Source organism: Variovorax sp. V93 (assembly GCF_041154485.1).
GTDB lineage: Bacteria > Pseudomonadota > Gammaproteobacteria > Burkholderiales > Burkholderiaceae_C > Variovorax > Variovorax beijingensis_A.
The window spans coordinates 2,201,401-2,213,841 of sequence record NZ_AP028669.1; the positions used below are offsets into that span (position 1 = coordinate 2,201,401).

General features: G+C 67.6%; 14 protein-coding genes. 9 read left to right on the plus strand and 5 right to left on the minus strand.

Annotation, left to right across the window (positions count from 1 at the left end; all coding sequences use genetic code 11):
- The first annotated feature begins 53 nt into the window (after window positions 1-53).
- From ACAM54_RS10420 to ACAM54_RS10440, 5 genes are all read left to right on the plus strand, one after another.
- Window positions 54-1,193, plus strand: a complete 1,140-nt coding sequence (locus ACAM54_RS10420; RefSeq protein WP_369651894.1) for a DUF3182 family protein — start codon at window positions 54-56, stop codon at window positions 1,191-1,193.
- The gene (locus ACAM54_RS10425; protein WP_145743219.1) at window positions 1,174-1,953 is read left to right on the plus strand and encodes a S9 family peptidase; all 780 of its coding nucleotides are present in this window, start codon (window positions 1,174-1,176) and stop codon (window positions 1,951-1,953) included. Before ACAM54_RS10420 ends, ACAM54_RS10425 begins: the two co-directional genes overlap by 20 nt.
- A gap of 15 nt (window positions 1,954-1,968) precedes the next feature.
- Entirely contained in the window at window positions 1,969-2,472 is a 504-nt protein-coding gene (locus ACAM54_RS10430; protein WP_369650633.1) for a hypothetical protein, read from the plus strand.
- Window positions 2,473-2,567: 95 nt separating this feature from the next.
- A complete protein-coding gene (locus tag ACAM54_RS10435) occupies window positions 2,568-3,062 on the plus strand; it encodes a hemerythrin domain-containing protein (RefSeq protein ID WP_369650634.1) in 495 nt (164 codons plus the stop codon).
- Between the two features lie 152 nt (window positions 3,063-3,214).
- Window positions 3,215-4,861: a phospholipase D family protein gene (locus ACAM54_RS10440; RefSeq protein WP_369650635.1), complete on the plus strand. Its 1,647-nt coding sequence runs from the start codon at window positions 3,215-3,217 to the stop codon at window positions 4,859-4,861.
- A 27-nt stretch (window positions 4,862-4,888) separates the two neighbouring features.
- Here ACAM54_RS10440 and ACAM54_RS10445 read toward each other — a convergent pair whose 3' ends face one another.
- The 4 genes from ACAM54_RS10445 to ACAM54_RS10460 all read right to left on the minus strand — a co-directional run bounded on the left by ACAM54_RS10445 (window position 4,889) and on the right by ACAM54_RS10460 (window position 7,545).
- Window positions 4,889-5,392 (minus strand): murein hydrolase activator EnvC, encoded by a 504-nt coding sequence (locus ACAM54_RS10445; protein ID WP_192322680.1) that lies wholly within the window; start codon window positions 5,390-5,392, stop codon window positions 4,889-4,891.
- Window positions 5,393-5,755: 363 nt separating this feature from the next.
- A complete protein-coding gene (locus ACAM54_RS10450; RefSeq protein WP_369650636.1) occupies window positions 5,756-6,262 on the minus strand; it encodes a CreA family protein in 507 nt (168 codons plus the stop codon).
- 10 nt (window positions 6,263-6,272) lie between these two features.
- Complete coding sequence (locus tag ACAM54_RS10455; RefSeq protein WP_055804497.1) at window positions 6,273-6,824, minus strand: NUDIX hydrolase; 552 nt, start codon at window positions 6,822-6,824, stop codon at window positions 6,273-6,275.
- 19 nt (window positions 6,825-6,843) lie between these two features.
- Window positions 6,844-7,545 carry a fumarylacetoacetate hydrolase family protein gene (locus ACAM54_RS10460; RefSeq protein ID WP_369650637.1) on the minus strand — a complete coding sequence of 234 codons (702 nt, stop codon included), beginning with the start codon at window positions 7,543-7,545 and terminating at the stop codon, window positions 6,844-6,846.
- A gap of 91 nt (window positions 7,546-7,636) precedes the next feature.
- On the opposite strand from ACAM54_RS10460, the gene maiA reads away from it, so the two are divergent.
- The gene (maiA, locus tag ACAM54_RS10465) at window positions 7,637-8,275 is read left to right on the plus strand and encodes a maleylacetoacetate isomerase (RefSeq protein WP_145743845.1); all 639 of its coding nucleotides are present in this window, start codon (window positions 7,637-7,639) and stop codon (window positions 8,273-8,275) included.
- Between the two features lie 14 nt (window positions 8,276-8,289).
- Window positions 8,290-9,057, plus strand: a complete 768-nt coding sequence (gene pgeF, locus ACAM54_RS10470) for a peptidoglycan editing factor PgeF (RefSeq protein WP_369650638.1) — start codon at window positions 8,290-8,292, stop codon at window positions 9,055-9,057.
- Here pgeF and ACAM54_RS10475 read toward each other — a convergent pair.
- Window positions 8,989-9,312 (minus strand): hypothetical protein, encoded by a 324-nt coding sequence (locus ACAM54_RS10475; protein ID WP_369650639.1) that lies wholly within the window; start codon window positions 9,310-9,312, stop codon window positions 8,989-8,991. The genes pgeF and ACAM54_RS10475 overlap by 69 nt on opposite strands.
- 113 nt (window positions 9,313-9,425) lie before the next feature.
- Here ACAM54_RS10475 and phaC point away from each other — a divergent pair, with 113 nt between their 5' ends.
- Together phaC and ACAM54_RS10485 are read left to right on the plus strand one after the other, a co-directional pair.
- Entirely contained in the window at window positions 9,426-11,177 is a 1,752-nt protein-coding gene (gene phaC / locus ACAM54_RS10480; RefSeq protein WP_307697501.1) for a class I poly(R)-hydroxyalkanoic acid synthase, read from the plus strand.
- A 50-nt stretch (window positions 11,178-11,227) separates the two neighbouring features.
- On the plus strand, window positions 11,228-12,406 hold the full coding sequence (locus ACAM54_RS10485) for an acetyl-CoA C-acetyltransferase (RefSeq protein WP_124959488.1): 1,179 nt from the start codon (window positions 11,228-11,230) through the stop codon (window positions 12,404-12,406).
- Window positions 12,407-12,441 lie beyond the last annotated feature (35 nt).

A 12,441-nucleotide genomic window follows, 5' to 3' on the forward strand; every position in this document is an offset into this window, starting at 1 on the left:
GCTAAGCCCGGGCCCATGCCATGGACACACTTTTCAGCTCGGGAGTCGCCCTCGTGGACACGGTCCTCAAGAGCACCGGCGGCAGCGTCGTGGTCTGGAGCGCGGATCCGCAGGCCTACGGCAGCGATCACGAACGGGCCACGCGCAGCAATTTCGCGCAGCGGCTCGCGGCGCTGAAGCAGTTCCGCTACGCGGGCGAATACGACGCCTCGCGCGCGCACGAGAACACGCCGCTTTACTTCGTGCCGAGCGACACCATCGCCAGCACGCAGCTGGCGCGCTCGCTCGGCATCTCGACGCTGCACGACCTGTTCGGCGGCGTGGTTCCGCACCCCTTCGTCGCCACCAAGGCGATCACGCACCCGCTGGTGGGCAGGGCGGCGGTCTGCCCCGAAGGATGGGAGCCGGCCTTCGCCCCTGCCGTGTCGCAGGCGGTGCTCGGCGGCTTTTCGGCGTTCTCGCTCGAAGACGCGCGATGGGCCGGGCGCCACCTGCTGGAAAGCGGCGCGGTGCGCATCAAGCCGGTGTGCGCCACCGGCGGGCGTGGCCAGGCCGTGGCCGCCGATGCCGATGCCCTGGACCGCTGCCTCGCGGCCATGGACGAGGGCGAGATTGCGCTGCACGGCGTGGTGCTCGAAGAAAACCTCGCCACGCCGGAGACCTGCAGCGTCGGGCAGGTGCTGGTCGACCAGATGATCGTGAGCTACTTCGGCCGCCAGCGGATGACGCGCGACAACACCGGCCAGAACGTCTACGGCGGCTCCGACCTGACGCTCGTGCGCGGCAACTTCGATGCGCTGCTGGCCATGACCAGCCCGCCGCCCGCGCTTTGCCTGGCCATCGACCAGGCGCGGCGCTACCACCATGCGGTGATCGACTGCTACCCCGGTTTCTTTGCCTCCCGCGTGAACTACGACGTGGCGCAGGGGCTGGGCGCGGACGGCGCCTGGCGCTCGGGCGTGCTCGAGCAGTCGTGGCGCGTGGGCGGCGCCACCGGGGCCGAAATGGTCGCGCTCGAATGCTTCTGGCGCGACCCGGCGCTCGAGCGCGTGCGCATCTCCTGCTTCGAGGCGTATGGTGAGGCGCCGGCGATCCCGGCGGGCGCAACGGTGCACTATCGCGGCGTCGATTCGCAGATCGGGCCGCTCGCCAAATACGCATTGTTCCAGCCATATGACAGCGACACGACATAACTTCATAGACATATCCGTAGACGGCCAGCACATCGCCGGAACGCTGGTTGCCGCCTCCACGATGGTGCCCGGCGTTCTCCTGGTCCATGGCTGGGATGGCAGCCAGGAGCAGTACATCGCGCGCGCGCACGAGATTGCCGCGCTCGGCTGCGTCTGCCTCACCTTCGACCTGCGCGGCCATGCGCGCCATGCCTCATTGCGCCAGGAGGTCACGCGCGAGGACAACCTGCGCGACGTGCTCGCGGCCTACGACACGCTCATCAGCCATCCGACCGTCGACCCGCAGGCCATTGCCATCGTCGGCAGCAGCTACGGCGGCTATCTTGCGGCGCTGGTGAGCACCATGCGGCCGGTGCGCTGGCTCGCGCTGCGGGCGCCGGCGCTCTACCGCGACCGCGAGTGGCTCGCGCCCAAGGGCCAGCTGAGCAGGCCCGACCTCGTGGCCTACCGCCGCACCCTGGTGGGCCCGCGTGACAACCGGGCGCTCGCGGCCTGCGAGGCATTCACGGGCGACGTGCTGATCGTGGAATCGGAGCACGACCAGATCGTGCCGCACCCGGTCATCGAAAACTACCTGGGTGCCTTCAAGCGCGTGCGCTCCGCGACCTACCGGGTCCTCTCCGGTGCCGACCATGCACTGTCGAAGCAGGCGCACCGCCAGGCCTATGGACAACTCCTGGTCTCCTGGATGACGGAAATGACGCTGGGTGCTAGGGCGACCGGCACCATGACGCGGCCCGTTTCCGCGAGTCCCGCATAGAAAGACAGGTTTCCCATGCAGACCCTCGCCCTGACCCTGAGCGAAAGACAACGCTCGACGCTGCGGACCGGCCTCGTCGCGGGAACGCTTGCAAGCATTGCCTCCACCGCCGCGCTGATGCTGTGCGGCCGGCGCGAGGCCGGCAGCATGGTGGCGCCGACCAACGCCACCAGCCACTGGCTCTGGGGCGACCAGGCCTTCGATGTGCGCGGCCCCACGCTGAAGCACACCGCGCTGGGCTACGCCACGCACCATGCGAGCGCCATCTTCTGGGCGCTGATCTATGGCTGGCTGCATGCCAGCCGGCATCCCGCGCAGTCGGCCCCCGCGGCGCTCGCGAGCGCCGGCGCCGCCACTGCGCTGGCCTGCGCGGTGGACTACACGATCACTCCGCACCGGCTCAGGCCGGGCTTCGAACACCACCTGTCCAAAGGCTCGCTGGGGCTGGTCTACGGACTCTTCGCCGTGGGCCTGGCGGCCGGATGCCTGCTGGCCCAGCGCCGTACCGCGCACGAGTAGTGCGCCTTGCTACGCGCACTCAGGGAGCTTTCCTACGCCGCCGCGCCGGCGGCCCTTTCATCGTTCGGCTTCCATCAACCCAACCGGAGCCCACGATGCCCAACTCCACCAAGCGCGCAGCACCCGATGCATGCAGCCTTCTCGATACCGACCACCGCAACGTCAAGAAGATGTTCAAGGAGTACGAGGAACTGACCCATTCGCGCGCTGCCGACGTGCAGCAGAAGAAGCGCGAACTCGCCAGCCAGATCTGTACCGAGCTGACCGTTCATGCGCAGATCGAGGAAGAAATCTTCTACCCGGCCGTGCGCGAGGCGATCAGCGAAACCGATCTTCTCGACGAAGCCGAGGTCGAGCACGCCAGCGCCAAGGAACTGATCGCGCAGATCGAGGCCGCCACCGAGGTGGACGACAAGTTCGATGCCAAGGTCATCGTGCTGGGCGAATACATCGACCACCATGTGAAGGAAGAGCGCAACGAGATCTTCGTCAAGGCACGCGCCGCCCGGGGACTCGACCTGGTGGCCATGCGCGAGCAGCTCGCCGCGCGCAAGGAAGAGCTGATGGAAGAACTCACCGCAGCGGCCTGACTGCACGCAGCCCGCGACACGTGCTTCCAGCTTGAGTCCGCCATCGAGGCTTTCGTCGCCAGCCTGCCTTTGCAGATGATGGAGAAGTTTTCCGCCCGGGGCCATGGTAGAAACCGGCCACCCCCGCGCATGTTGCGCATTGCATCGCACCGATGGCCGAAGACTTCTCCTTCAATCCACGACATTCCGTGCCGCCGGCCGGCCCTGGCCTCTGGCGTGCGTCCTGGCTGCTGCTGCTCGGCCTGGCCCTGCTGTTGCTGGGCGGTTGCGCGGGGCTGCCGGCCGGGGTGGAGCGCAAGCCTTCGGTGGCCATCGCGGACGGGGCCGACACCATGCTGGGCCGCCTGGTGGCGGCGGCTTCGCCGCCGGGGCAGGGACTGAGCGGTTTCCGGCTGCTGCCGATGCCGCAGTATTCGCTGCATGCGCGCGTCGAGCTCGCGCGCCGCGCCCAGCGCTCGATCGACGTGCAGTACTACCTGGTGCAGAACGACGAAACCGGCCGCTACCTGCTGCGCACGCTGCGCGACGCGGCCGAGCGCGGCGTGCGCGTGCGCCTGCTGGTGGACGACCTCTACACCGCGGGCGCCGATCCGCTGTTCGCGGGCTTCGCGGCGCATCCGAACGTGGAGGTGCGCTTCTTCAATCCGTTTCCGGCCGGCCGCGGCCTGCTGGGCACGCGCTGGGCGGCATCGCTGCTCGACTTCGACCGCGTGCACCGCCGCATGCACAACAAGCTCTTCGTGGTGGACAACTCGATGGCGGTCATGGGCGGGCGCAACATCGCCAACGAATACTTCCTGCGCGATGGCGGCTCCAACTTCATCGACATCGATACGCTGGTGGCCGGCACGGTCGTGCCGCGGCTGTCGTCGCTGTTCGACATGTACTGGAACAGCCCGTACGTCTATCCGATCGAGTCGCTGGTCTCCAATGGCGGGGCCACGCCGCAGCAGCTGCGCGAGCGCTTCGAGCAGATGACCGCCGGACCGGACACGCTGCATCCCGATCCGCTGACCTCCACCGACCTGCTGGGCAACAACGCGCTCGGCAAGGACCTGGGCGAGGGCGCACTGTCGCTCGTCTGGGCGCGCGCCGAAGCCTATGCCGACGCGCCCGCCAAGGCACTGGGACCCCCGGAAGCCCGCGGACTGCCGGCCGACGAATCGACCGACAGCGTGCTCTACAACGTGCGGCGCTACCTGCGCGGCGCGCAACAGGAGATCCTGCAGACCACGCCCTACCTGATTCCGGGCCGCGGCGGCATGGAGACGATCCGCCTCGTGCGGCAGCGCGGCGTGAGCTACACCATCGTCACCAATTCGCTGGCCGCCACCGACGAATCGCTGGTGCACATCGGCTACCGCCGCTACCGGCCCGAGATGCTGGGCCTGGGCGTGGAGCTCTACGAGCTGAGTCCCAAGCGCGTCGAGCAGACCAGGCGCTTCGGCATCTACGGCTCCGCGAGCGGACGGCTGCATGGAAAGTCGGCCGTGGTCGACCGCAGCATGGTGTTCATCGGCTCGATGAATTTCGATCCGCGCTCGATGCTGCACAACACCGAGATCGGCCTGTTCATCTTCAGCCCGCAGATTGCCCAGCAGCTCACCAGCCTGATCGGCTTCATCCGGCTGGACGGTGCCTACCAGCTGCAGCTGGGGCCGCGCGGCGGCATCGAATGGGTGAGCCCGGCGACGGGCGACGGCGCCGACACCATCCTGCATGTGGAGCCGGAAACGGATTTCTGGTCGCGCTGGAAGCTGGAGCTATTCGCGCCGCTGGTGCCCGAGAGCCTGCTGTAGGCCGCGCGTCGGCGGCCCGTGCAGGTGCTATTGCTGCAGGCGACCGCTCAAATAGGGCTCGGGGTCGACGGCGGTGCCGTTCTTGCGGATCTCGAAATGCAGCTTCACGCGGTCGGCTTCGCTCTTGCCCATTTCGGCGATCTTCTGGCCTTGCCGGACCACCGCGTTTTCCTTCACGAGGATGGTCTGCGCATGGGCGTAGGCGGTAAGAAAAGTCTCGTTGTGCTTGATGATGACCATGTTGCCGTAGCTGCGCAGCTCGCCGCCCACGTACACCACGCGGCCGTCCGCCGAGGCCACGATGGGGTCGCCCAGGTTGCCGGCAATGTCGAGCCCCTTGTTGCGCACGCCGTCGAAGCGGGCAATGGTGGTGCCGGCGGCGGGCCGGATGAACATGGCCTGGGGCTGCTGCACGGGCGGCGGAATGGTCACGCCGGGCCGCGCCGGCGGCTGCGGCGTGGTGCAGGCGGCCAGGCCGGCGGCCAGCAGAAGCGCGGCGCCGGTACGAAAGGCAAAAGTCTGGAGGTGCATGGCTCTTTTGGAACGAATTCGTTGCTGAGGGTTCCCGCGGTCGGCGCGCCGGGCGAGCCACCTAGGGCCTGTTCACACTACTAACGGAGATCGCGTTGTTCGGCAAAGGGGCGGGCTGCAAGGCGCCTGTGCGCAGCAAGGCTCACGCCTTGCAAGCGCAGGCAACGCCGCAGACGGCCCCTTTGCCGAACAACCCGAAGGGAAGGCATGCCAAAGCGGCCAACTCCGCGTTGCACTTCTTGCGTGTGCCGACGCACACGCGGCGGCGTGCGCCTTGATTTGTCCGCTTTGGCATGCCTTCGCGACTCCGTTAGTAGTGTGAACAGGCCCTGCCCATGCTAGCAAACTCGGCCGGACCCGGATCTACTTGAGCGGGATCGGCGTGCCGCGGTCGATCGGCACCGCCGTCACGCTGTTCTTCGGCGAACCTTCGATCAGCAGGTCGGAGTACGTGAGATAGACCAGCGTGTTGCGCCTGGCGTCGACCATGCGCACCACGCGCAGCCGCTTGAACAGGATCGACAGCCGCTCGCTGTAGACCTCTTCCCGCTTGGGCAGGGGCTGCGCGATGCTGACCGGCCCGACCTGGCGGCAGGCAATGGAGGCTTCGGACTTGTCTTCCGCAACACCGAAAGCGCCGGCCAGCCCGCCCGTCTTGGCGCGCGAGACGTAGCAGGTCACGCCATTCACCTTGGGGTCGTCGTAGGCCTCGACCACGATCTTGTGGTCAGGGCCGATGAGCTTGAACGCGGTGTCCACGTCGCCCACCGTTTCCGCATGCGAGGCCGAGGCCAGCGCAAGGCCCAGCAGCGCGATGCCGCATGCGAAGGCGCCGCGAAGGAGGAGGGGAGCGCGGGGGGCCTGGGTCATGGGTGTTGTTTCAAACGATGCTGAGTTCGTGCACGCGGTCGAAGCTGCCGCGCCGCCGGTCCTCGAAGAAGTGTTCCAGCGCCTCGCGCACGGTGCGAAAGGCGATCTCTTCCCAGGGAATCTCTTCCTCGGTGAAAAGCCTGGCCTCGATGGTTTCGTGGCCGGGGTCGAAGCGGTCGTCGAGCAGGCGGGCGCGGTAGAACAGGTGCACCTGGCCCACCCGCACCACGCTGATCACCGCGAACAGGCCCTGCATCTCGTAGTGGGCGCCGGCCTCTTCGTCGGTCTCGCGGGCCGCGCCCTGGGCCGCGGTTTCGCCCAGCTCCATGAAGCCCGCGGGCAGCGTCCACTTGCCCCAGCGCGGCTCGATGTTGCGCTTGCACAGCAGCACCTTGTCGCCGAGCACGGGAATGGTGCCCACCACGTTCAGCGGGTTCTCGTAGTGGATGGTGCTGCAGGCCGGGCAGACCGCTCGCTCCTTGGTGTCGCCGTCGTCGGGAACGCGGTAGACCACCGCGGTGCCGCAGTTCTTGCAGTGCTTGATGGGTACGCGCAGGATCATGGAGCGGGAAACCGCGGCATCAGGCGATCTTGATGGTGAGCTTCGGCAGGCCGGCCACTTCGCCCACCAGCGTGTCGCCCGCCACCACCGCCGCCACGCCTTCGGGCGTGCCGCTGTAGATCAGGTCGCCGGGCTGCAGCTCCCATGCGGCCGACAGGTGCTCGATGGTTTCGGCCACGTTCCAGATCAGCTTGCTCACGGTGCTGCGCTGGCGGTCGGTGCCGTTGACCTGCAGCGAGATCTCGGCGTTCTCGGCGTCGCCGGCCTCGGCCACCGGCACGATCGGGCCGATGGGCGCGCTCTGCTCGAAGCCCTTGCCGATGTCCCAGGGGCGGCCCTGCTTCTTCATGTCGTTCTGCAGGTCGCGCCGCGTCATGTCCAGGCCCACCGCATAGCCGTAGATGTGCTTGTGCGCATCGGCCGCCGCAATGTTCTTGCCGCCGGTGCCGATCGCCACCACGAGCTCGATCTCGTGGTGCAGGTTCTTGGTGAGCGTGGGGTAGGCCATGGCGCCGGTCTGGCCCGCATCGACCACCACCAGCGCGTCGGCCGGCTTCATGAAGAAGAAAGGCGGTTCGCGGCCGGTAAAACCCATTTCCTTGGCGTGATCCTCGTAGTTGCGGCCCACGCAGTAGATGCGGTGCACCGGAAAACGGGCGGCCTGGCCGACCACGGGGATCGAAACGGTCGCGGGCGGGGCGAAAACAAACTCGGAAGCCATTGCGTCTGTCCTTTTCAGCGGAACGGAGAAAAAACGGCAGTGTGCCAGAGGCAGGCGCGGGCTGCCGGTGCGGCGCTATGCTTGCGGGATGATGAAGCTGCACAACTACTTCCGATCGTCCGCCTCGTTCCGCGTGCGCATCGCGCTCCACCTGAAGGGCCTGGAGTTCGACTACATCCCGGTGCACATCGCCCGCGGCGAGCACCGCACGGGACCGTTCTCGGCCATTTCGGCCGACATGCTGGTGCCGCTGCTCGAAGACGAGGGCGAGCGCTTCTCGCAGTCGATGGCCATCATCGAATACCTGGACGAGACCTATCCCGAGCCGGCGCTGCTGCCGCACGATCCGGTGGGCCGCGCCCATGTGCGCGCACTCGCGGACTCCATCGCCTGCGAGATCCATCCGCTCAACAACCTGCGCGTGCTCAAGTACCTGGTGAAGGAACTCAAGCTCGACGACGAGGCCAAGAACGCCTGGTACCGCCACTGGGTGCGCGAAGGCATGCTGGCCTTCGAGCGCCAGCTCGCCCAGCATCCAGGCGGCCGCTTCTGCTATGGCGACACGCCCACGCTGGCCGACTGCTGCCTGGTGCCGCAGATCTTCAACGGCCGCCGCTTCGACTGCGACTTCAGCGGGCTGCCGCGCACCATGGCCGCCTTCGAGGCCTGCATGGAGCTCGACGCCTTCCAGCGCGCCCAGCCTTCGCAGTGCCCCGACGCGGAAGCCTGAGCGAGCCCGCCGCCATGGAAGACGCGCACTGGCTCGTGCCCCGCTGGCCGGCGCCGCCCAACGTGCGGGCCGTGTGCACCACGCGCCACGGCGGTGTTTCGCAGGGCCGCTACCAGAGCCTCAACCTTGGCGACCACGTGGGCGACCTGGCCGCCCACGTTGCCGAAAACCGCCATCGCCTGGCGCAGGCCATCGGCGGCGCGCGCCCGGTCTTCCTGCAGCAGGTGCACGGCACAGGACTCGTGGCGCTCGATGCCGAAGCCGGCATCGTGGGCGATGGCACGCCGGCCGACGCCTGCACCGCCACGGCCGTCGGCGTGGCATGCACGATCATGGTGGCCGACTGCCTGCCCGTGCTCTTCACCGACGAATCGGGCCAGCGGGTGGCAGCCGCGCATGCCGGCTGGCGCGGCCTGGCCGGCGGCGTGCTCGAGGCGGCGGTCCGCTGCTTCGAGCCCGCGCAGGCGGCCGGCAAGGTCATGGCCTGGCTCGGCCCCTGCATCGGCCCCCGGGCCTTCGAGGTCGGGCCCGAGGTCAAGGCCACGTTCGAGGCGCATGCGAGCGAGGCCGCACGCTGCTTCCGGCCCGCGCCGGCGCCCGGCAAATGGCTGGCCGATCTTCCCGCGCTCGCGCGCCAGCGCCTCTGCGCGGCCGGCGTGGCGTCGGTGCACGGCAACGACGGCAGCGACGCGTGGTGCACCGTCGCCAACCCGTCACGGTTCTTTTCGCACCGGCGGGACGGGGTCAGCGGGCGTTTCGCCGCGCTGGTCTGGAAGGTCTGAGTCCGTACCTGCCGCCGCGGCCGCCTCGCTTGCGGCGCGGCGCGCTTCTTCCTGCGCCTTTTCCTCGCGCTGCCTGATCGCGCGGCGCCGCCCGGGGGTGCCCATCAGGTAAACCACCAGTGCGACAGGCGCCAATCCGTACAAAAGAAATGTGAAGATGGCACCCAATACGGTGCCCGTGGTGTTGGTGGCTTCGGCCACGGCCATCATCAGGGCAACGTAGAGCCAGCCAATCACGATCAGGTGGATAAACACAAGAAGTTTCAGTCGGTAAGTGAGCGGGGAGCGTTGTGGGCGCCTTGCGAAATGCAGGATACTCAAAATACGCAAGCCATCCGTACCGATTCAGGCGAGGACCAGGAGACATGATGAAGCAACAAGCCACGGGGGCCGATGCGTTCGCGCCCTTCCAGCAGGCTCTTTCAGAGGGATGGACCCAGGCGCTGGAATCGCTCCAGCAGTCCGCCGTACAGGGGGCCTCGGCCTTCAACGGCGGGGGCACGCCACTGTGGCAATTGCCGCCGGGGGCGAAGCTGCCTGAATTGCCGAAAGTCTCCATTGCGCCCGAAAAGCTGCAATCCATCCAGCAGCAGTACATGGCCGAAGCCACCGAGCTCTGGCGCCGCGGCCTCGATGCCAGGCCCGAGGGCGACAGGCGCTTTGCCGGCGAAGCCTGGGGCAGCAATCCGCTCGCGGCCTTTTCGGCGGCGGTCTACCTGCTCAACGGCCGCACCCTGCTCAGCATGGCCGAGGCCATCGACGCCGACGAAAAGACCAAGGCGCGCATGCGCTTCGCGGTCGAGCAGTGGATGGCGGCGGCGTCGCCCAGCAATTCGCTCGCCTTCAATGCCGAGGCACAGAAAAAGGCCATCGACACGCAGGGCGAGAGCATCGCCAAGGGCATCCAGAACCTGCTGCACGACATGAAGCAGGGCCACCTCAGCATGACCGACGAAAGCGCCTTCGAAGTGGGGCGCAACGTGGCCACCACCGAGGGCGCCGTGGTGTTCGAGAACGAGCTGTTCCAGCTGCTCGAATACAAGCCGCTCACGGCCAAGGTGTACGAACGGCCGTTCCTGCTGGTGCCGCCGTGCATCAACAAGTTCTACATCCTCGACCTGCAGCCCGAGAACTCGCTGATCCGCTATGCCAACGAGCAGGGCCACCGCGTGTTCGTGGTGAGCTGGCGCAACCCCGACGAGTCGCTGGCCAACGCCACCTGGGACGACTACATCGAGAACGCCGCCATCAAGGCGATCCACCTCGTGCAGGAGATCGGCGGCAGCAAGCAGATCAACGCGCTGGGCTTCTGCGTGGGCGGCACCATCCTGAGCACCGCGCTGGCCGTGCTCGCGGCGCGCGGCGAAAAGCCGGCCGCCTCGGTCACGCTGCTCACCACCTTTCTCGACTTCAGCGACACCGGCATCCTCGACATCTTCGTCGACGAGGCGATGGTGGCGTACCGCGAAATGCAGCTGGGCAAGGGCGGCCTGCTGCCGGGCATGGACCTGGCCTCGACCTTCAGCTTCCTGCGGCCCAACGACCTGGTCTGGAACTACGTGGTCGGCAACTACCTGAAGGGCGAAACCCCGCCGCCCTTCGACCTGCTCTACTGGAACAGCGACGCCACCAACCTGCCGGGCCCGTTCTATGCCTGGTACCTGCGCAACACGTACCACGAGAACAAGCTCGCCAAGCCCAATGCGCTCACGGTCTGCGGCGAGAAAATCGACCTCGGAAAGATCGACATCCCGGCCTACATCTACGGCTCGCGCGAAGACCACATCGTGCCGATCGGCGGCGCCTATGCGTCCACGCAGCTGCTGCCGGGCAAGAAGCGCTTCGTCATGGGCGCCTCCGGCCACATCGCAGGCGTGATCAACCCGCCCGCCAAGAAAAAGCGCAGCCACTGGATACGCGAAGACGGCAAATTCCCCAAGACCCATGCCGAATGGCTGGCCGGCGCCACCGAGCACCCCGGCAGCTGGTGGACCGACTGGGCCCAATGGCTCAAGGGCCATGCGGGCAAGCAGGTTTTGGCGCCCAAGGCCTACGGCAACGGCAAGGCCTACAAGGCGATCGAGCCGGCGCCCGGACGCTACGTCAAGGCAAGAGCCTGATCCCCGATCCTTCACAACCCTGACTTCAAATCACTTCAACGGAGAACCTCATGGAAGACATCGTCATCGTTTCGGCTGCACGCACGGCGGTCGGCAAGTTCGGCGGCTCGCTCGCGGGCATTGCAGCCACCGAGCTGGGCGCCCTCGTGATCAAGGAAGTGATTGCGCGCGCCAATCTCACGGCCGACCAGGTCGGCGAAGCCATCATGGGCCAGGTGCTGGCCGCCGGTGCGGGCCAGAACCCCGCGCGCCAGGCATGGCTCAAGAGCGGCGGCACCAAGGAAACGCCGGCGCTCACCATCAACGCCGTCTGCGGCTCGGGCCTGAAGGCCGTGATGCTCGCGGCGCAGGCCGTGGCCACGGGCGACAGCGAGATCGTGATTGCCGGCGGCCAGGAGAACATGAGCGCCGCGCCGCACGTGCTGCCCAATTCGCGCAACGGCCAGCGCATGGGCGACTGGAAGCTGGTCGACACCATGATCGTGGACGGCCTGTGGGACGTCTACAACCAGTACCACATGGGCATCACGGCCGAGAACGTGGCCAAGAAGTACGGCATCGACCGCTCCGCGCAGGACGAGCTCGCACTCGGCAGCCAGACCAAGGCCGCGGCCGCGCAGGACGCCGGCAAGTTCAAGGACGAGATCGTGCCCGTGAGCATTGCGCAGAAGAAGGGCGACCCGATCGTCTTCGACAAGGACGAGTTCATCAACCGCAAGACCAGCGCCGAAGGCCTGGCCGGCCTGCGCCCCGCCTTCGACAAGGCCGGCGGCGTGACCGCGGGCAATGCCTCGGGCCTGAACGACGGGGCAGCAGCCGTGATGGTGATGACGGCCAAGAAGGCCGCCGCGCTCGGCCTCAAGCCGCTGGGCCGCATCGCGAGCTACGCCACCGCCGGCCTCGACCCGGCCATCATGGGCATGGGCCCGGTGCCCGCGTCGACCAAGGCGCTGCAGCGCGCCGGCTGGAAGGCGGCCGACCTCGACCTGCTCGAGATCAACGAAGCCTTTGCGGCGCAGGCCTGCGCGGTGAACAAGGAAATGGGCTGGGACGTGAACAAGGTCAACGTAAACGGCGGCGCCATTGCCATCGGCCACCCGATCGGCGCGTCGGGCTGCCGCATCCTGGTGACGCTGCTGCACGAAATGCAGCGCCAGAACGCGAAGAAGGGCATCGCCTCGCTGTGCATCGGCGGCGGCATGGGCGTGGCGCTGACCATCGAACGATAGGTTCCACTGAGGGGCGCGCATTCAGAGCGCGCTCC